The sequence below is a fragment of the Duganella sp. GW821-FHT07G03 genome, assembly GCF_059418605.1.
In genome coordinates this window covers 81,526-101,245 of the sequence record NZ_JBWKQE010000006.1, presented here as the reverse complement: position 1 = coordinate 101,245, position 19,720 = coordinate 81,526, and the positions used below count along the sequence as shown (strand labels likewise).

The following is a 19,720-nucleotide window of genomic DNA, read 5'->3' as shown; positions in this document are numbered from 1 at the left end:
TTGTTTGCTTCTATCTCACGCCGCCTCCGCCAACGTTCGCAGCGCGTCGTCAAGCTGGCGCTCCAGTTGATCCACGTTGGCATATCCGGGACTGATGCCGATCCGCCGGCCATCGGCTTCGAGCAGCAATGCCGGGAAGCTGCGGATGCCCATCGCACGCACCTTGGCGAATTCGGCCAGCGTGTCGGCGATCGTCGCGGGCTGCGACCACGCCGCCAGGAAAGCGGCGACCTCCATCGCAACGCCCTGTCCTTGCAGTTCCGCGACGGCGGTCCGGGCCAGCACCGCGCCGTCGGTGGTGTCGAGGCCATCGACATAGAACGCCCTTTGCAGTGCGCGGAACACCGCCAATTGGTCGGCACCGGGCGCCACGCGGCGCGCCGTCACAACCGCCCGGCATATCGGCTCGGTGTCGTAGACGAAGTTCTCACGCGCCATCAAGGCCTTGCGATTGAAGGGCAAACCGCTGCTTTCCTCGACCCGCGCCCAGTGCGCGAGGCGGAACTGCTTGCCGCTGTCGTCCAGCACATCGGTGGCGCCGGCGCGCAATCCGCCGACCAGGATTTCCACCGGCAGCTCCGGGTGGCGTTCCGACAGCGCTGTCATTTCATTGCCAAAGCCATAGCACCACGAGCACATGGGATCACCAACATAGATCAACTTCATGATTGGCCTCCTACCACTTGCCATTGTGCGCGCCGCCGTCCACCCGCAGCACTTCGCCGGTAACTTGTTTGGCCTCTGTCAGGTACACCACCGCATCGGCGATGTCCTCGACGCTGGAGATGGTGCCCATCGGGTGCAGCGACTTCAGGAAGTCTTGCGGAATGCCTTTCAACAGCGGCGTGTCGACCGAGCCCGGCGACACCACATTGACGCGGATTCCGTCCTTGGCAAACTCCGAGGCCAGGCTGCGGCTGATGGCATCGATGCCGCCCTTGATCATCATCGGCACGGACGCCGTCAGGGCGGCGTTGGGCGCGTCGACCAGGGTGCTGCTGATGCCGACGATGCTGCCGCCGCGCTGCTGCGCCAGCATCTGCCGGATCACCAGTTGGCTGATGTGCAGATAGCCTTCCAGGTTGGTGCGCACCAGCGCGTTGAAGTCCTCCTGGGTATATTCCAGGAAGGGCTTGGCGATGAAGATGCCGGCATTGTTGACCAGGCCATCGATGCCGCCGAATTTCTTCATGGCGGTATCGACGATCCTAACCGCGGTCGCCTTTTCGGCAATGTCGCCATCGACCAGCGCCAGCCGGTCCGAGGGCGCAAACGTGGCGCTGCTGCCGATGTTGCGCGAGGTGGCGACGACGTTGTAGCCGCGCGCCAGGAAAGCATTGACGACACCCGCGCCTATGCCTTGCGACGCGCCGGTGACGATGATGGTTTTTTGTTGTTGCTGGCTCATGATGCTCTCCAAGTAAGTGGTCGGTTTCATCCGACCTCTAACGATCGGATGAAACCACTGTACGCCGGAGGCGGAGACAGATAAATACGGCCAACTGACAAAAAGTAGTTACGTCATGTAATGAATAGTGACCACATCATTGTTCATTATTGCTTGCGGCGGCGAGCCAGCGCACCGATGCCGGCCAGGCCGACGACAGCATGCCGCCCGGTATGAAGCCGCCGTCGCCGTCTGCGCTGTTGCTGAACAAGCTCACGCCCACCGTGCCCGCATCCGTGCTGAAATAGCCGGCGATGCTGTCTATGGTCAGCGCGCCAGTCACCGAGAATTGGCCGGCGTAGCTATGGTTGCTGTTGAACGCCCAGCCGCTGCCGACGGCGTTCGACGGCGTACCCGTGTCGACCACCAGCGCGGCCTGGGCCGCCCCGGCCGCCAGGCACAGCGCGAAGATAAAACTCAATCGTTTGAAAAACATGGGTTTCCGCCTTTCAGATGTGAGTGCGATTACTTCAATTTGCCGGCGCCGGCGTTGGCAGGCACAGAGGTCTGCGTGGCCGTCGCGGTCTGCAGCGCGTACAGATACGGCGGCGTCCACAGGTTGGCGGTGCTAGGCAAGGCGAGACCGCACTGGCCGTCGACCAGGTTGGTGCCCGACTTGTCGCTGACGAAGACGTGGCCGGACGAACGGAAGCCGGTGTAGTCCTTGCCCTTGATGGCCTTGCCGCAGAACTCAGTCAGCTTGAGACCCGTGATGTTGTAGTAGTGGTTTTCGATCAGCATGCTCGAGTGATAGCGCGCGTCCGTACCGCTTTCGAACTTGATATCGGCATCCTTGGTGGAGACGCTGCCGGTGACGAGGTTGTTGAACATATGAACCTGGCCATAGCGATTCAACGGCAAGCGCGTGGTCGCGCCATCCCACCAGTTGCCGCTGAAGGTCACGTGCATGCGGCCCTCGTCACTCCATGCGCGGCCGGAGTCGCCGTTGCCCACCAGCGTGGTCTTGTGGTGCTTGCCGAAGTAGCTGTTGGAGATGGTGACGTAGTCGCTGCCGCGTACCACATCGAGCGCGCCGTCGTGCCGCGTGGTGTAAGGGGCAATGGCCAGCGAATCCGGCGTGTCGCCGTCGGTGATGGTCAAATGATCGAGGTAGATATTCTGTCCACGCGATACCGTCAGGCCGTCGGCATAGGCATTGGCCGAGTCCTCGGGATTAACGTCCCACGGCGTATCGAGCACCAGGTTACGCACGATGACGTTGCGGGTCCAGGTCGGATAATCGTCGCCGTCCTTGCCGTCGGCGATCCACTTCTTGAAGTCCGCTTCGGGATCGCCACCGGCCGCCAACGCCAGCTCTCCGCCGATCAGCAACGCCGTGCCGGTGATGCGGGCCGCGCGGCCCTGGGCATCGTTGACGCCGACCAGCGTGGTGTTCGACGGCAGGCTGATCGAACCGCCCAGCTTCTGGTCCGAATAGCTGGTGTATTCCTTGAAGACCGTGTTGTTCTGGCTCCAGCGCAGATCGATGTGGCCGATCACACGGATGATCTTCGGCTCGTTGCCGGCTTCGTTGATGGCGGCGATCAGCTGCTGGCCGTTGTACACGGTGTAGATGCGGTTGGCGGTGGCCGATCCGCCGCCCGTCACCAGCACTGGCGTCTTGCGCGTGCGGGCATGCCAGCCGGTGGCAGGCGCGCTATTGCGCTCGAAGGTCAGCACCCCGCCGGTCGGATCGGCCGAGGCGAACTGCCACACCGGCAGCTTGGGCGCGGCCATGTAGTTGGCGGGATCGTGCAAGCCGCTGACCAGCACCGGCGCCGAGTAATTGCGCACACCGTATTGGGCCGTTTGCAGAGGGGTGCTGGCGCCGACCAGGGTCTTGGCGTCTATCGTTGCGGCCTGCGCGGCGGACGCCAGCAGAATGCCGGCGGCGATGAGTGAATATTTCAAGGTTGTCTCCATTTTTTTGAAAGTAACTGGCAATGCAAGTGACGATTCGTACCCACGTGTTGGTGCCGTGCGCGCCGGAGCGAGTCAGGGTCGATATATGCCAACTGGGTGGGTCTGGATAAACATTCAGCATCCGACTGCGATGACTGAAACAGGCACCTTGCGTACCTGTCGCCGTTGCGACGAGGGCTGGTAGCCGAGGTCGCGCAGGTCAAGGATCGAAGCCGGCCTAAGAATGCACACCGACGACGATTGATCGAATACTAATCCGTAAGAAAAAAATAAACAACAAGCTTTCAACGGGACTCGAAGTGCGGTCCGGCGCCCTCCTGCGCCAGCGTATCCTGCGCGTTTCGCAGCGGACAGGCCCTCAGCGACAGGCATCCGCAGCCGATGCAGCCATCCAGCTGATCGCGCAATTGCGTCAGCGTCTTGATGCGTTCTTCCAGCTCCAGCTTCCACGCTGCGGAGAGACGGCGCCAGTCCGCAACAGTGGGCGTTCGTCCCGACGGTAGCGCATCCAATGCCTGCGCGATCGCCGCCAGCGGCAGGCCGACGCGCTGCGCCACCTTGATCACCGCCAGCCGCCGCAGCACCGAGCGCGCATAGCGCCGCTGGTTGCCGCTGGAGCGGACCGAGTGGATCAATCCCTTGGCTTCATAAAAATGCAGCGCCGATACTGCCACGCCGGCGCGCTCGGCCAGCTCGCCGACGCCGAGTTCCTTCGGAGGAGATGCCATATAAAATCCTTGACCTCAAGTTAAGTTGAGATTTTATAGTGTCTGCACATTTACTGCCTGAAGGACGCCATGAAATTCATCAACCCCACCGGACTATACGATCCCCGCCCCAACGGATACAGCCACGTCGTCGTCGCCGAAGCGCCGGTGCGCATCATCTACATCGCCGGCCAGGGCGGCGAGAATATCGATGGCGTGCTATCGGAAAGTTTCGAAGCGCAGGTCCAGCAGGCGCTGGCCAATCTACAAACCGCGCTGGCCGCAGCGGACGCCAAGCTGACCGACGTCGCCAAGGTCACGGCACTGATCGTCGATCACAACGAAGCGCGCCTGACCATCTTCAGCAGCGCGCTGCGCGCCATGTGGGGCGACCACCCCGCCCCAGCCTGCACGCTGATCCCCGTGCCGCGCCTGGCACTTGATGGCATGCTATTCGAGATCGAAGCCACCGCAGTCATCGGCTAATCCAGCGCAGCAGGAGGCAGATCAACACCTCCAGCCTTTCGCCGTCCCTCATGTCGTACTACACTGATAAGGCACGATCAAATCCGGAGGTAGTCATGGTCACACTTCAAATTTCGCTCCCAGAAGAATTAGCGAAAGACGCTCAAGAAATAGGCCTTCTGGAAGCCAATACCATTGCAGAAATTCTCCAAGAAGAAATACGACGGCGCGCATTTGAATATATTTTCTCGGTAGCAGACAGATTGGCTGCTGCTGGCGACATTCCGATGACCCCTGAAGAAGTTCAGGCAGAAATCCGCGCCGCCAGAGAAGAAGAAAATGCGGTTCGTCCTTGATACAAATACTATAGTGTCAGGGTTACTTTGGCACGGGACACCGCAAAAATTATTAGCCTGCGTCAGCCAGAAACTTTTCGTTCCTTACACTTGCCAGGAGCTACTGACGGAGCTGCTAGATGTTTTGACTCGTCCGAAGTTTGCCAAGCGATTAGCCGTTAGCCGCGCCGATCCACAAAGCATGCTCACGATGTATAGAAATATTTCGATCCGAGTCAGCCTTCCCTCCATAATTCCACTCCTGTCGCGAGATCCCAAGGACGATATCGTTCTGGCTTGCGCTCAGTCCGCACAAGCAGACGCGATAATTTCCGGCGACAAAGATCTGCTCGTCTTACGGCAGCTTCAAGGCGTCCACATATGGACCCCAAGAGAAGCCCTAAACGTATTATTGCCACCATCCCCCTAATCTGATTGAGCTTTCCCAGTGCCCAACAATTTGTCTCATCTTTGATCACTTCGATAATTTCCAGCCATCCAGATGAATTTATTTATTGCTAATTATTTAAAAATTATGCAAAACTTACTTGTTGTTTCATTTGGACAGAGACGACTTGTTTCACTTTAAAACTGATAGAGCTAGGGAGCAGTAATGGATCTGATCGACCAACTAAGGGCACTAGCGGCACGAGTTACAACTTCAAAGGATTTGATTCAAACGGAAGAGGCTACCAAGAACGCAATGATCATGCCGTTCATTCAAATTCTTGGATATAACGTCTTTGATCCCACGGAAGTCACACCAGAACTGATCGCGGATGTAGGCACCAAAAAGGGCGAAAAGGTTGATTACGCGGTACTTCGCGAAGGCAAGCCCATCATGCTTTTTGAATGCAAAAAAAGCGGCGCCGACCTCAACATCAACCATGCCGGGCAGCTATTCAGGTATTTTCATGTCACCGCTGCGCGGTTTGGCGTGCTAACGAACGGTTTGACCTACAAGTTTTTTACCGATCTTGAGCAACCCAACAAGATGGATGAAAAACCCTTTTTTGAGTTCAATATCCTGGATTTCAAAGAGCGCGATGTTGACGAGCTCAAAAAATTCGCCAAGACAATGTTCGATGTGGATACCATACTCACAACGGCAAACGATCTGAAATATACACGTGCAATCCAAAACCGACTCGCCGAATGGATGCTCAATCCATCGGAAGATTTTGTCAGACTTTTGTCATCTGATCTTCTAGCTGGGAAGCGCTTCACGCCAACAGTAAAAGATCAGTTCACGATCATCACAAAGAGGGCATTCGAACAATTATTGGGTGAGCGCATCAATGATCGTCTGAAAGGCGCGATGACGCCTGAATCGTCGCCAGCACCGGAGCAGACACCCGTGATGATCCCTGAAGGCGTTGATGACGCTACGATCATTACCACGGCGGAAGAAATTGAAGGCTTGCATATCGTCAGATCAATCTTGCGCGACGTAGTCAATCCTCGCCGAATTGTCATGCGAGACTCGCAAAGTTATTGCGCGATACTACTTGACGATAACAATCGTAAACCCGTGTGCCGATTGCGTTTCAATAATCTTCAAAAACTGTCGCTCGGCCTATTCAACGACAAAAAGGAGGAGGAGCGAGTAGCACTGGATCACCTCGACGATCTTTACAAACATGCTGAACAGCTAAAGGCGACCATCCTGTTCCACCTTCCACCCGAGGCGGCAAAAAGCTGACAATCGAGGCGATGCGTATCATCGCCTCACTATCAAGTTATCGAACGGGCTCCAACAGTTGATCCCGCCAACAGCACCGGCTGCCACAACTCTTGCAGCTCGCTGGCCGGCTTGCCGTCCACCAGCGCCAGCAGCATGTCGACCATGCGGGCGCCGGCTTTGTGGGCGTCGGGTTGGTCGATGGTGGTGACGTCGACGCCGGCCAGCGTGTCGGCCATGCTGCCCCAGACGATGACCGACATCTCCTTGCCGATGTCGATGCCCGCATCGAGCAGCGCGCGCACCGCACCAACGCCTGACAGGTGATTGTCGACGATGACGGCAGTAGGGCGCGGCGAACACGCCAGCAACTGCTGCATCGCCTGGTAACCGCTGCGGCGGTCCAGCGTGTTGTCGATCAGGTAGCGCGTATCCACTTCCAGCCCGGCCGACGCCATCGCCGCCACAAAGGCGTCCTTGCGCTGGCGGGCGAAGTTCAATTCCAGCGGCGCGCTGACCAATGCCACGCGCTGATGGCCCAATCCCAGCAAGCGCTCCATCGCCATGCGGATGCCCGCCGCGTTGTCGTAGTCGAACCACGCATACGGCGCATCAAGCTGCGTGCGGCCATGCGCGACAAAGGGGAATTTGGATTTGCTCAGGAAGGCGATGCGCTCATCGCGCACCAGCGTGCGGCTGACCACCAGGCCATCCACCCGCCGCCCGCGCACGATCTGCTGGTACGACGGCTGCTCCGCCGCCGGCGACACTGGCGCGATGATCAGGTTCTTGCTGACCTGCTCCAGCGCGGCCGACATGCCGGCCACCACATCGAGGAACATCGGATCGCCCAGGTCCGCCGGCAGCAGCGGATAGATGATCCCGAACACATTGGTGCGTCCCAACGCCAGCGAGCGCGCCATCGGATTGGCCTGGTAGCCGTTCTCCTTGGCCGCCTTCAGCACACGCTCGCGGGTCCGGCCGTTGACTTCGGGGTAACCGTTTAACGCCCGGCTCACCGTGGTTTTCGACATGCCGAGTAAGTTCGCGAGACGCTCCAGGTTCATAGACAGTTGCTCAATGTTGACCGCTGATTATAGCGGACGGGTCGAAACCACCACCACCTTCATCTACTGCTTTTTTGAAAAAATACAACATAATCAAGACGATAGAGATGGGCACCAAGGTCAGGTAGAAGGCGAAGTGGCCGCTGAAGTTGCCGAACACGTAGCCGGTGATCAGCGAGCCGGTGGTGCCGCCCAGTGCCGAAAAAATCACCAGCAAGCCGGTCATGGCCGAATGCTGGTTCTTCGGCAGGGAGCTGAGCATCACCGAATTGATGCCGGGGTAGATCGGCGCCATGAACAATCCGATCAGCGGAAACAGGAACGTCGCCAGCGGCGCGCTGGACCAGCTGATGTTCGGATCGGCCACCACGTCGTGCGTCAACGGCAGCGCCAGCAGCACCATCGCCGCCATGCCGATCACGCAGGCATTCATCACCGGATACCAGTTCAATTTGCGCATCAACACGCCGGCCGACAGGCGCCCGATGGCCAGGCAGGCCGCAAAGATGCTGGTCACCTGCACGCTCATCGCCGCCGGCAGCTTCAGGATCTCGTTGTTAAACGTCGGCAGCCAGGTGCCCACGCTTTGCTCGATCAGCACATACAGGAACGCCGTGATGACGAACACGCATACCAACGGCTTGAAGAACAGCTTGAGCATGGCGGCGAAGTCCTGCGCGATGCTGCGGCCTTGCGGCAGCGCCGCCATATCCTCGTTGAAGGGAGTGGTCAGCAACAGCGCGAACGTCAGCGCGCACAACACCGCCAGCACCCAGTACACCTGCAACCAGCTGTGCGACAGCGGATCGGCCGAATCGATGAAGTAGCCGAACACCCAGTAGGCGCTCAGCACACCGACCATGAAGAAGCCTTCCAGCAGATTCATGATGCTGGCGTGCTGCTTGCGGTCGGCGGCGATCAAGCCCAGCGTCGAATACACCGACACCTTCACCAGCGCGAACGATACACCGACGCAGAAGAACAACAGCTTGGTGGTGGCGAACGACGGCAGCACCGGCATCGCCACGCAGGCGGCGGTGACGATGGCCAACCCGGCCAGCATGGCCTTCTTGTAGCCAAGGCGCGGCAGGAAGGACGCGATCAGGAACGACACTGCGGCAATCGGCAAATCCTTGAACCCTTCCAGCACACTGGCGCTGGACTTGGTAATGCCGTAGTTGTTGATGACCTGAAGGATGACCGTGCCCACGCTATTGAGCAGGATCGCAAATACAAAGTAAATCAGAAATAGCGCAAATAGAATGCGATTGTTCTTCATACTGTCTCCGAATTTTTATTATTTATATAATTTAGTATGATTCGAGATTGAAGTCGCTCAGGCTCGTGATGACCACGTCGGCCTGAGTGAGCACAAAGGGATGGCCTATCCCCAGTGCGAACATGCCGGCCGACTTGATCGAGGCCACGCCGGCCACCGCATCCTCCACGCCGAGGCAGTCTTCCGGCGCCACGCCCAGTTCCCGCGCCGCCTTGAGGAAGATCTCCGGGTCCGGCTTGCCGCGCGCGATGGTCGCCGCATCGACCACGTAATCGAATTTATCGGTGATGCCCAGGCGGCCCAGCACCGTAAAGGCATTCTTGCTGACCGAAGCCAGGCCGATACGCAGGCCGCGCGCACGCACCGTGTCGAGCGCGCGCACCGCGCCCGGCAGCAGATCGGCTGCGGACATGGTGGCGATCAGCTCCTGGTAATGCAGGTTCTTCTCGTCCGCCAGCGCCAGCTTTTCCTCCGTAGTGTACGCCCGCTTGGACGAAGCCAGGATCAGGTCCAGCGATCCCATACGGTCGATTCCCTTCAGATTCTCGTTGAAGGCGTGGTCGAAATGCACGCCCTGCGACTCCGCCAGGCGCTTCCACGCCAGGTAGTGATAGTGGGCGGTGTCGGTGATGACGCCGTCCAGGTCAAAGATAACGGCTTTAAAGCGGCTCATGCAAAACTCCTCGATTGCGTCGGTTGCGACAGCGTCAGTGCGACGGGTTCGCCGCCATGGGTAAAGTTCAGGGCCTCGCCTTGCAGCAGGCGGTAGTCCGCGCGGCCCGGCTCCACGTGCACCTCCAGCAGCGCACCCTTGAAATGGATCTTGAACGTGTAGTGCTGCCACTGCTTAGGCACCGACGGCGCGAAATGCAGCTCGCCGCCCACCACGCGCATGCCCGCGAAGCCATACGCCACGCCCATCCAGGTGCCGGCCATCGCCGCCGTGTGCACGCCGTAGTGCGTGTTGCCATGGGTGTCGTCCAGGTCGAGGCGCGCGGTCTCCATGAAGTAGTCGTAGGCCTTGTCCTGGTAGCCCACTTCCGCCGCGATGATGCTGAAGATGCAGGACGACAGCGACGAATCGTGCGTCGTCACCGCCTCGTAGTAGTCGAAGTCGCGGCGCTTGTCCTCCAGCGTGAACTGGTCGGACAGCAGCAGCAACGCCAGCACCACGTCCGCCTGCTTGCACACCTGGTGGCGGTAGATCACCATCGGGTGGTAGTTCAGCAGCAGCGGGTAGTTCTCTTTCGGCGTGTTGGCGAAATCCCACACTTTCTTGGACAGGAAGCTGTCGTCCTGCGCGTGGATTTGCAGCGCTGCGTCGTAGGGAAGGTTCATCAACGATGCGGCGCGGCGCCATGCGGCCGGCTCGTTCGCATCCAGCGCGGTAGCGGCGGCGATGCGGGCAAACTCCGCCGGCTCGAGCGCCTGCAACTGCTCCGCGATCGAAGCCGCAAAGTTCAGGTGCATCTGCGCCATCGCGTTGGTGTAGTAGTTGTTGTTGACCAGCGCCGTGTATTCGTCCGGCCCCGTCACCTGGTTGATGCAGAAGCGCCCTTCGCGATCATAGCTGCCGATGCCCATCCAGATGCGCGCCGTCTCCATGACGATTTCCGCGCCGTGCTTGACCAGGTATTCCTGGTCGTCCGTCGCTTCCATGTACAGCTTGATGGAGTAGGCGATATCGGCGTTGATGTGGTACTGCGCCGTCCCTGCCGGGAAGTAGGCCGAGCATTCGTCACCGGCGATGGTGCGCCATGGGTACAGCGCGCCGGTCGCATGCGACATCTGGCGTGCGCGCTCGCGCGCCTTCGGCAGGCCGGCATAGCGGTACTCCAGCAGTTTGCGGGCGATCTCCGGCTTCGAGTACAGGAAGAACGGGAAGATGTAGATTTCCGTGTCCCAGAAATAGTGGCCCTCGTAGCCCTCACCGGTCACGCCCTTGGCGGAGATGTTGGTCTTGCCGTCGCGGCCCACCGATTGCAGCAGGTGGAACTGGTTGAAGTGGATGCCTTGCTGGAGCGCGTCGTCGCCGGCGATCTGCACGTCGGCCTGCTGCCAGAAATCGGCCAGGTACTGCTCCTGCGCCAGCCGCAACCCGTCGAAGCCGGCCGCCTTGGCGGTGGCCAGCGTGTCTTTGCTGCGCCACATCAGCTCCGCCTCGGCGTAGTCGCGCGACGAGAAATAGCTGCCATATTTGTTCAGCGTGATGGTCACACCGGTCTGCGCTTGCAGCTCATAGGTCTGCGTCAGGCGCTGCTCTACCTGGGCGATCTCGATGGTCGCATCGGCGCCCGTCAGTTCGGTATCGGCGGCGCTGACCAGCATGAAGCCGCTGTTGTGCGTGCGCTGCACCAGCGCCGCAAAGCCGACGTTCTGTTCGTGCGCCACCATGTGCAGCGACTGGCCGGACACCGCCGAACCCACACGCGGATCGTCGCCGGCTTCCTGGTTCTTGACCGCGCCATCGAGCGCCGACACCAGCCGCATGCGGCCGTTGAAGTTCAGCGACGTCACCTCAAACTCGATCGCGAACAGATGCTTGTTCTCGAAGCACACCAGGCGGCGGCTGCGCAGCTGCATGCTGCGGCCCTGCGGCGAGGTCCATTCCACAGTGCGCGTCAGCACGCCGGTGCGGAAGTCCAGCACCCGCTCATACGACTGCACCGAGCCGCTCAACAAATCGAAGCGCTCGTCCTCCAGCCACAGCTCGATGCCCTTCGCGTTCGGCACGTTCAGCATGAACTGGTTCACCTTGGCCAGGCCGTAGGCCGCCTCCGGGTACTGGATCGGTTCCGACTCGTAGAAACCGTTCAGGTAAGTGCCATCGAGCGAGGTGCCGGCCGGGCCACTGTAGCCCTCCTCGCCGGTGCCGCGCAGGCCGATGTAGCCGTTGCCCAGCGCGAACAGGGTCTCGTCGAGAAAGTGGGAGTCGGTGTCGAAACTGGTCTCGCGGATGCACCAGGCTTCGAGGGGATAGGTGTGTTGTTGCACAGCGTATTCCTTAAAAATGCGATTCAAAGCGGTTTGAATTTTGAAAAAAGCCGGTTTTTGGACGTTTTTGGCTTTATTCAAGGGATAAACAGGAAAAGCGGGAAAAACTAGGTCTGGCGTACCATCAGGGTGGTCGGCAGCATTTCGGATGCGACCGGGTGGCCTTCGATCAGGCCCAACATCTTCTTGGCCAACAACACGCCGCCGTCGCGCAGGTACTGGTGCACGCTGGTCAGCGGCGGCACGAAACTGGCCGCGCCGGGCGTATCGTCGTAGCCGATGACGGAGACATTCTCCGGCACCCGCAAATTCTTCTCGGCCAGCGCGCGGATCGCGCCCATGGCCAGCAAGTCACTGGCGGCAAACACGCCGTCGAAATTGGCGCCCTTCTTTTTCAACAACGCCGAAATGCTGTCGAAGCCCGCCTCGAAGGTGAAGGCTTTCGGACGGATGATATGCACCGTCGCCCGCCCGCCCATCGCGTCGATGAAGCCGGCGCAGCGTTCCTGCACCTCGGCGTGGTCGACGTCGCCCAGGAACACCAGCTTTTGCCGGCCCTGCGCGATGAAGCGTTCGGCGGCGCTGATGCCGCCCTTTCGATTGTCCGAGCCGACCACGATGTAGTCGGTGTCGGCTTCCGGCGCGCCCCACACCACCAGCGGCATGCCGGTCTGCTGCAAGGTGCGCACCGCCTCGCCGTGCGAGCCCTGCCCCAGCAGGATCAAGCCGTCGGCGCCCTGCACCGGGGCCGTGTTCATCAACTGCTTGGACGTCAGCACCACGCTGTAGCCGGCGGTCGTCAGTTCCTGCGTGATGCCGCCCAACAGCTCCAGCGGATACGGATCGGACATCGGCCGGCCGCGCACGGGTGTCATTTCCACCACAACCGCCACCGAATAACTGCGGCCCATGCGCAGATTGCGCGCGCTCACATTGAAACGGTAGCCCTGCTCGCTCGCCAGGATGCGGATCTTCTCGCGCGTTTCCGCGGTCACCAGCGGACTATCGCGCAGCGCGCGGGAAACGGTGATCTTGGAGACGCCGGCCAGCTTGGCCAGGTCTTCCATCGTCAATGCTGTTTCGGCTTTGCGGGCTACAGACTTATTCGAAGGCATTGATCGCTCATAGGTTGAAAACAGGGGGTGCGCACGCATTATGACAGAAATTTTTAATTTGTCGCGGAAAATGACATCGATAACATTTCGATTGACATCGATATCATTTCTTGTTTCAATGACTCATCTTCAATAAATCGGCGTTTTTCTGGATGCGTTGGAGATGGGGATGGAACCGCCTTTTTTGGAGGTAGGGCACTGTCCGGAGACGACAATATTCATACCAATAAGAAAGCACAGCACAATGAAAACCCAGCACAAGTTTTTGCTCACCGCGATTTCCGTCGCCGTTTCGAGCCTCGCCAACCAGGCCGCCGCCCAGCAGGCCGCTGAAGCCAAACCTGCCAAGGACGCTGTCGCCACTGAAATCCAGCAGGTGGTCGTGACCGGTTCGGCCACCGGCGGCACCCGCAAGATCGATGCCTCCTATTCGATCACCACCGCGTCCGAGGAACAAATCAAGCAAGCCGCACCGAGCAGCACCGCCGACCTGCTGAAACTGGTACCCGGCGTGTACGCCGAATCGAGCGGCGGCAATGCCGGCGCCAACATCGAAGTGCGCGGCTTCCCGTCCGGCGGCGACGCCCCCTTCGTCACCGTACAGATGATGGGTTCGCCGCTGTATCCGACCCCGACCCTGTCCTTCATGGAAAACTCGTCGCTGTTCCGCATCGACGACACCGTCGAGCGGGTTGAGGTGCTGCGTGGCGGTCCGAGCACGATCTACTCGAACGCCCAGCCCGGCGCCACCGTCAACTTCCTGCTGAAAAAAGGCAGTGACACGCCGGAAGGCAGCCTGCGCGTGACCACCGGCACCGGCAGCACCCGCCGCGTCGACGGCTACTACGGCGGCAAGATCGCCGACGGCTGGTATGGCAGCATCGGCGGCTTCTCCCGCACCAGCCACAGCGTGCGCGACGGCCAGTTCCCGACCGACGACGGCAGCCAGCTGAGCGCCACCCTGACCCGCAAGCTGGACCAGGGCGAACTGACTATCTACGCCCGCACCACCGACGACAAGAACGCCTTCTACACCGGCGTGCCGCTGGTCGCCGCGTCCGGCAACGGCGGCAAGCCGTCGGCCTTCCCCGGCTTCGATCCGCTGACCGGCACGCCGCTGAGCAACGAACTGCGCAACGTGGCGCTGGAAGTCTCGCCCGGCAAGACCGTGCAGAAAGACCTGGCCGATGGCCGCGGCCTGCACGCCACCGTGTTCGGCGTCGACTTCAACCAGAACATCGAGGGCTGGCAGGTCAGCAATAAATTCAACCACTTCAGCGGCGATGTGCCGACCCTGGCCCTGTTCACCGGCAATGCGCCGCTGACCATGAGCGCCTACATCAACAACGCCATCGCCAGCGCCAACGCCGATGCCGGCGTGACCGCCGCCGCAGGCAAGCAGGCCACCAAGGGCACCGCGGTCTATGCGGCCGACGGCACGGCCGTCGCCGGCAACCAGCAAGTCATGTCGGCCGGTATCTGGTCGGTGGAAAAGAACCTGAAGTCGACCACCGATGAATTCCGCGCCAGCAAGGAAGTGGCGCCCGGCCATACCCTGACCGGCGGCGTCTACTTCGCCGACTATTCCTCGCACGACCAATGGTACCTGGGCAACGGCACGCTGATGACCGCGACCAGCAACGCCCGTCCGATCAGCGTCAAGCTCGACAACGGTGTGGTGGTCGCCAACGCGGCCGGCCGCGATGGCGCGACCTTCTACGCCGTCAACGCCAACTACAACGGCCACAACACGGCAGCCTTCATCTCGGACGACTGGAAGATCAACGACGTGATCCGTGTCGACGCCGGCATGCGGCGCGAACGCCAGCGCCTGAACGGCTCGCTGGCCAACCTGACCACGGGCGATGCCGACAACAATCCGCTGACCATCTACAACAACAATACCTCGATGACGACGGCCGCCACCACCGGCCTGACCCGCAGCGACACCGCCACCTCGTACACCGTGGGCGGCAACTACAAGGTGGCCAAGGACTTCAGCATCTTCGCCCGCGCCAACTCGGGCCACGGCCTGCCCACTTTTGAAGACCTGCGCAACAACGGCACCCAGGCCAACGTGGACAACACCATCCTGCTGCCGCAGGTCGACATCAAGCAGTATGAGCTGGGCCTGAAAACCGTGGGCACCATGTACAGCGCCTACCTGACCTTCTTCCACAACGACTTCAAGGGCGTGCCTTCCCAGCAGTTCCTGGCCGATGGCACCAAGATCGCCACGGTGGGCGGCTCCAAAGCGAACGGCGTGGAATTCGAACTGGCGGTACGTCCGATGCGCGACCTGCAGATCACCATGTCGGGCGACTACCAGGACTCGAAGTACAAGGACTTCGGTCTCAACACCGGCAACCGCGTGCAGCGCCAGCCCAAGCTGCAGTTCCGCCTGACCCCGACCTACCGCATCCCTTTCGGCGATGGCAACAACGCCAAGCTGTATGCGACCTACACGTCGGTCGGCGAGCGCTTCTCGGACGTGGAAAACCAGCAGGTGCTGCCGAAGTACCACACCTTCGACGCGGGTGTGCTGGTCAGCCTGGGCGACAAGGTCGAGCTGCGCCTGTCGGGTAACAACCTGAGCAATGAGCTGGGTCTGACCGAAGGCAACGCGCGCATCATCGGCGCCGGCGCCGGCGGCACCGTGTTCGCCCGTCCGATCTTCGGCCGCTCGTGGGAAGCGTCGGTGCTGTACCGCTTCTGAACGGTCAGCTGCAAAGCAACGTATCATCGCTGGAATCCCCCGGTTCCAGCGAGCTGCGCCGCCGACCGTGTTACGCGGCTTCGGCGGCGCTCTCATTCACGCAAAGACATCCTTCATGATATTCAAGACCGCTGCAAAAACCACCGTCCTGTTCCTGTCGCTCGTGTCGCTTACCGCCACCTCGGCCGGCCTGCCCGACATCACGCAGCGCGTCGATCGTTTGCTGCGCCGGATGAGCCTGGTGGAAAAGGTCGGCCAGTTGATCCAATACTCGGGCGAATCGGTTGCGACCGGTCCCGTCACTTTCAAAGGCAGCGTGCGCGATGACATCCGCAGCGGCCAGGTCGGCGCGATGCTCAATGTGATCGGCGCCAACAGCACGCGCCAATACCAGGACATGGCAATGCAGTCGCGGCTGAAGATTCCCTTGCTGTTCGGCCTGGACGTGGTGCACGGCTACAAGACGACCTTCCCGATTCCGCTCGCCGAAGCAGCCAGTTGGGACCTGGCGGAAATGGAGCGCACCGCGCGCGTGGCCGCCAGCGAGGCGGCGGCCGGCGGCATCCATTGGACGTTCGCGCCGATGGTCGACATCGCGCGTGATCCCCGCTGGGGCCGCGTGATGGAAGGCGCCGGCGAAGACACGTATCTCGGGTCGCGCATTGCCTACGCGCGCGTGAAGGGCATCCAGGGCCGCCGCCTGGGTGACATCGATGCCGTGATGGCCTGCGTGAAGCATTTTGCCGGCTACGGCGCCGTGGTCGGCGGGCGGGAATACAATAGCGTCGACATGAGCGAGCGCATGCTGTGGGAAACCTACCTGCCGCCATTCAAGGCCGCGCTCGACGCAGGTGCAGCCACGTTCATGAATGCATTCAACGACCTCAACGGTACCCCGAGCACCGCCAACCGCTATCTGCAACGTGACATCCTCAAGGACAAGTGGGGGTTCACCGGATTTGTGGTGTCCGACTGGAACTCAATCGGTGAGATGGTGCAGCACGGTGTCGCCGCGGACAACTACCAAGCGGCACAGAAGGCGATCGGCGCGGGCAACGACATGGATATGGAAAGTGGCGCCTACCGGGGCAACCTGGCGCAACTGGTGCGCGACAAGAAAGTGCCGCTGGCACAGGTCGACGAGGCCGTGCGGCGCGTGCTGCGCAAGAAATTCGAACTCGGGCTGTTCGACGATCCCTATAAATTCAGCAATCCCGCACGCGAACGCGCGGTGTTGAATAATCCGGCGCACCGGCTGCTGGCCAGGCAAATGGCGGCCGACAGCATCGTGCTGCTGAAGAACGACGGCGCCACGCTGCCGCTGTCGAAGTCCATCAAGCGCCTGGCCCTGATTGGCCCGATGGTCAAGCTGGGCGTGGAAAACCACGGCGCCTGGTCGGTCACGGTGCCTGACGTCGACTATGCCAGCCAGGCGGTGTCGCAGTGGGACGGCATCCGCAGCAAGCTCGGCGAGCAAACCCAACTGCTGTATGCCAAAGGCAGCGAGATCGAAGGCGAAGACCGTAGCGGCTTTGCCGAAGCTGTGGCCGTTGCCAGCCAGGCCGATGCGGTGGTGATCGGGGTCGGCGAGCGCTGGGACATGAGCGGTGAAGCCAGAAGCCGCAGCAAGCTTGGCCTGCCAGGTGTGCAGGAAGAGCTGGTCAGGGCCATTGTTGCGACCGGAAAGCCGGTGGTCGTGATGATCAATGCCGGCCGGCCGCTGGTGTTCGACTGGATCGCCGACCACTCCCCCGCCATCCTATACACATGGTGGCTGGGCAGCGAGGCGGGCAACGCCATCGCCGATGTCCTGTTTGGCGATGTCAACCCGGCGGCCAAGTTGCCGATGACCTTCCCGCGCAGCGAAGGCCAGATCCCCCTGTACTACAATAAATTCAACACGGGACGCCCGGCGCAAAACGAAACCGACGCGACCTTGGTGTCGGCTTATACCGACGTGCCCAACTCCCCCAAATTTCCTTTCGGTTTCGGCCTGAGCTATACCAGTTTCCGGTACAGCGACCTCAAGCTCGACCGTCGCACCGTACATGGCAAGGAAAAACTCACCGTCAGCTTCCAGCTGACCAATTCCGGCAAGGTAGCCGGCGCGGAAGTAGTCCAGCTCTACCTGCATCGCAAGGTGGGATCCGTGGTGCAGCCGGTCAAAGCATTGAAAGGCTTCCAGAAAGTTGCACTGGCGCCGGGCCAAACGAAGTCGATCTCCTTCACGCTGGGCAAGGACGAATTCTCCTTCTTTGATGCGAAGCTCGAATGGGTCGCCGAGCCGAGCCAGTTCGAACTGATGATAGCGTCGTCCGCGACCGATATCCGGCTCAGCACCGAGTTCGCCTACCTCCGCTAGGCAAGCTGTCCCCCTCACAGGCAAGGCGTAGTCAGCCTTGCCTTTTTTGTTTTTGTGGCCTACTCTGCAATTGATCGTACTCAATACGATTCTGCCTTACCATGCCTGGAATTCTTGCTTAGGGGTTAGATCGTGGCTACCGTAACGTCCGTCAGCGCGCTGCAAGCATCGATTGCACAGGCCGAAAGGCAGGTGCAGACGGATCAGTCGCGCGTGAACCAGGACGCCAGCCGGCTGGAGCAAAGCCGGGTGCAGCTGACCAAGGATAAGCAGACGCTGAGCGATAACCAGCAAGAGAGTGATCAGGCGTCCGCGCCGCCATTGAAGGCGGCGCCAGCCCCGAATTTGAATAATGCGATAGAAAAACCATCCCGCGCCGAGCAGGTGTTGCCGGCCAACCTGCAGGCGCCGCCCAAGCCGCAGATCAACGCGCAGGGCGAGACCATCGGCAAGCTGATCAACGTCGTCGCCTGAGCCGTCGTACCCGCGAAGGCGGGTATCCATAGAACGCTTGCTCAGTATAGATTCCCGCGTGCGCGGGAATGACTTCGTTTTCTAGGCGGGCTGAGCGAACATCGCCGCTTCCAATGCCTTCACCTCGTCCCACCAGCGACCATCCGCCAGCGGCAGACGAATATCGAGCGCCTTGCCGATTTCCGGCGTGGCCAGCGGCAGTCGGCGTTCCGCGGCCAGCTCGGCGATACGGTCGAACGGGTCATGCCAGGCGTGCAGCGACAGGTCGAAGGTGCCGTTATGAATCGGCAGCATCACCTTTCCGCGCAAGTCGATGTGCGCCTGCAGGGATTCCTCCGGCTGCATATGCACATCCGGCCACTGCGGATCGTAGGCGCCGGTCTCCACCATGGTCAGGTCGAACGGACCATGGCGGCGGCCGATTTCCTTAAAACCGTCGAAATAGCCGCTATCGCCGCTGAAAAACACCTTCACGTCGCGGTCCTCGATGACAAACGACGCCCACAGCGTCTTGTTGCGGTCGCTCAGGCCGCGGCCGGAAAAGTGTTGGGCCGGGGTCGCCACCAGCTTCACGCCGGCAACATGGGTCGATTGCCACCAACTCAGCTGCTGCACCTTGGCGGCAGGAATGCCCCAGGCGATCAGACGGTCACCCACGCCCAGCGGCGTGATGAAGTGCTCGGTCTTGGCTGCCAGCTTCATCACGGCGGCGTAGTCCAGGTGGTCGTAATGATCGTGCGACAGGATGATGCCCTTGATCGGCGGCAGTTCCTCGATGCTGATCGGGGTCTGGTGGAAGCGCTGCGGCCCGGCCCACTGCACCGGCGACGCGCGCTCGGAAAACACCGGATCGGTCAGCCAGAAATGGCCGTTGAGCTTGAGCAGCACGGTCGAGTGGCCGAGGCGGAACAGGCTGCGATCCGGAGCATCCAATAACTGCTGCTGCGTGATCGCGTGAACGGGGATGGCCTGGCGCGGCACGGTATCCTTGGGCTTATCGAAGGCAAAACGCAACATCACGCCCAACGCCTTGAAGAAACCCATCTGATGCATCTTGACCGGATTGCGGAACTTGCCGTCGCGGGTACGCGGCGCGCTGGGCACGGACAGGCCGTCGAGGTCGGATTCGGCGATGGCGGATTGATAAGTCATGAT

At 60.8% G+C, this 19,720-nt stretch carries 18 protein-coding genes; 7 read left to right on the top strand and 11 right to left on the bottom strand.

Annotated features, from left to right (window positions below; all coding sequences use genetic code 11):
- Nucleotides 1-15: 15 nt before the first annotated feature.
- The 5 genes from AC07OK_RS10450 to soxR form a co-directional block, all read right to left on the bottom strand.
- Nucleotides 16-666, bottom strand: a complete 651-nt coding sequence (locus tag AC07OK_RS10450) for a DsbA family protein (protein ID WP_494690253.1) — start codon at nucleotides 664-666, stop codon at nucleotides 16-18.
- A gap of 10 nt (nucleotides 667-676) precedes the next feature.
- Nucleotides 677-1,408, bottom strand: a complete 732-nt coding sequence (locus tag AC07OK_RS10445) for an SDR family NAD(P)-dependent oxidoreductase (RefSeq protein WP_494690252.1) — start codon at nucleotides 1,406-1,408, stop codon at nucleotides 677-679.
- Between the two features lie 136 nt (nucleotides 1,409-1,544).
- On the bottom strand, nucleotides 1,545-1,883 hold the full coding sequence (locus AC07OK_RS10440) for a hypothetical protein (RefSeq protein ID WP_494690251.1): 339 nt from the start codon (nucleotides 1,881-1,883) through the stop codon (nucleotides 1,545-1,547).
- 29 nt (nucleotides 1,884-1,912) lie between these two features.
- Nucleotides 1,913-3,358 (bottom strand): pectate lyase family protein, encoded by a 1,446-nt coding sequence (locus tag AC07OK_RS10435; protein WP_494690250.1) that lies wholly within the window; start codon nucleotides 3,356-3,358, stop codon nucleotides 1,913-1,915.
- 296 nt (nucleotides 3,359-3,654) lie between these two features.
- On the bottom strand, nucleotides 3,655-4,098 hold the full coding sequence (soxR, locus tag AC07OK_RS10430; protein ID WP_494690249.1) for a redox-sensitive transcriptional activator SoxR: 444 nt from the start codon (nucleotides 4,096-4,098) through the stop codon (nucleotides 3,655-3,657).
- Nucleotides 4,099-4,167: 69 nt separating this feature from the next.
- Between soxR and AC07OK_RS10425 the strand changes: the two genes are divergently transcribed.
- The 4 genes from AC07OK_RS10425 to AC07OK_RS10410 all read left to right on the top strand — a co-directional run bounded on the left by AC07OK_RS10425 (nucleotide 4,168) and on the right by AC07OK_RS10410 (nucleotide 6,579).
- Nucleotides 4,168-4,563: a RidA family protein gene (locus AC07OK_RS10425; RefSeq protein WP_494690248.1), complete on the top strand. Its 396-nt coding sequence runs from the start codon at nucleotides 4,168-4,170 to the stop codon at nucleotides 4,561-4,563.
- A 95-nt stretch (nucleotides 4,564-4,658) separates the two neighbouring features.
- The gene (locus AC07OK_RS10420; RefSeq protein ID WP_494690247.1) at nucleotides 4,659-4,898 is read left to right on the top strand and encodes a hypothetical protein; all 240 of its coding nucleotides are present in this window, start codon (nucleotides 4,659-4,661) and stop codon (nucleotides 4,896-4,898) included.
- A complete protein-coding gene (locus AC07OK_RS10415; RefSeq protein WP_494690246.1) occupies nucleotides 4,882-5,307 on the top strand; it encodes a putative toxin-antitoxin system toxin component, PIN family in 426 nt (141 codons plus the stop codon). The genes AC07OK_RS10420 and AC07OK_RS10415 overlap by 17 nt, the downstream gene beginning before the upstream one ends.
- A 183-nt stretch (nucleotides 5,308-5,490) precedes the next feature.
- On the top strand, nucleotides 5,491-6,579 hold the full coding sequence (locus AC07OK_RS10410) for a type I restriction endonuclease (protein ID WP_494690245.1): 1,089 nt from the start codon (nucleotides 5,491-5,493) through the stop codon (nucleotides 6,577-6,579).
- A 32-nt stretch (nucleotides 6,580-6,611) separates the two neighbouring features.
- On the opposite strand, the gene AC07OK_RS10405 is transcribed toward AC07OK_RS10410, so the two are convergent.
- The 5 genes from AC07OK_RS10405 to AC07OK_RS10385 all read right to left on the bottom strand — a co-directional run bounded on the left by AC07OK_RS10405 (nucleotide 6,612) and on the right by AC07OK_RS10385 (nucleotide 13,013).
- Nucleotides 6,612-7,625, bottom strand: coding sequence for a substrate-binding domain-containing protein (locus AC07OK_RS10405; RefSeq protein WP_494690244.1), 1,014 nt, complete (start codon nucleotides 7,623-7,625; stop codon nucleotides 6,612-6,614).
- A gap of 10 nt (nucleotides 7,626-7,635) precedes the next feature.
- A complete protein-coding gene (locus tag AC07OK_RS10400) occupies nucleotides 7,636-8,904 on the bottom strand; it encodes an MFS transporter (protein ID WP_494690243.1) in 1,269 nt (422 codons plus the stop codon).
- Nucleotides 8,905-8,935: 31 nt separating this feature from the next.
- Nucleotides 8,936-9,577 (bottom strand): beta-phosphoglucomutase, encoded by a 642-nt coding sequence (gene pgmB, locus AC07OK_RS10395; protein WP_494690242.1) that lies wholly within the window; start codon nucleotides 9,575-9,577, stop codon nucleotides 8,936-8,938.
- Nucleotides 9,574-11,898, bottom strand: coding sequence for a glycoside hydrolase family 65 protein (locus AC07OK_RS10390; protein ID WP_494690241.1), 2,325 nt, complete (start codon nucleotides 11,896-11,898; stop codon nucleotides 9,574-9,576). The genes pgmB and AC07OK_RS10390 overlap by 4 nt, the downstream gene beginning before the upstream one ends.
- Nucleotides 11,899-12,005: 107 nt before the next feature.
- Complete coding sequence (locus tag AC07OK_RS10385) at nucleotides 12,006-13,013, bottom strand: LacI family DNA-binding transcriptional regulator (protein ID WP_036623020.1); 1,008 nt, start codon at nucleotides 13,011-13,013, stop codon at nucleotides 12,006-12,008.
- A 244-nt stretch (nucleotides 13,014-13,257) separates the two neighbouring features.
- On the opposite strand from AC07OK_RS10385, the gene AC07OK_RS10380 reads away from it, so the two are divergent.
- The 3 genes from AC07OK_RS10380 (at nucleotide 13,258) to AC07OK_RS10370 (ending at nucleotide 18,565) form a co-directional block, all read left to right on the top strand.
- Nucleotides 13,258-15,729 (top strand): TonB-dependent receptor, encoded by a 2,472-nt coding sequence (locus AC07OK_RS10380; protein WP_494690240.1) that lies wholly within the window; start codon nucleotides 13,258-13,260, stop codon nucleotides 15,727-15,729.
- 115 nt (nucleotides 15,730-15,844) lie between these two features.
- Nucleotides 15,845-18,091, top strand: coding sequence for a glycoside hydrolase family 3 N-terminal domain-containing protein (locus AC07OK_RS10375; protein WP_494690239.1), 2,247 nt, complete (start codon nucleotides 15,845-15,847; stop codon nucleotides 18,089-18,091).
- Nucleotides 18,092-18,223: 132 nt separating this feature from the next.
- A complete protein-coding gene (locus tag AC07OK_RS10370; RefSeq protein ID WP_494690238.1) occupies nucleotides 18,224-18,565 on the top strand; it encodes a hypothetical protein in 342 nt (113 codons plus the stop codon).
- An 81-nt stretch (nucleotides 18,566-18,646) separates the two neighbouring features.
- Here the strand turns inward: AC07OK_RS10370 and AC07OK_RS10365 are convergent, their stop codons facing one another.
- Complete coding sequence (locus AC07OK_RS10365) at nucleotides 18,647-19,717, bottom strand: MBL fold metallo-hydrolase (RefSeq protein ID WP_494690237.1); 1,071 nt, start codon at nucleotides 19,715-19,717, stop codon at nucleotides 18,647-18,649.
- Between the last annotated feature and the right edge of the window lie 3 nt (nucleotides 19,718-19,720).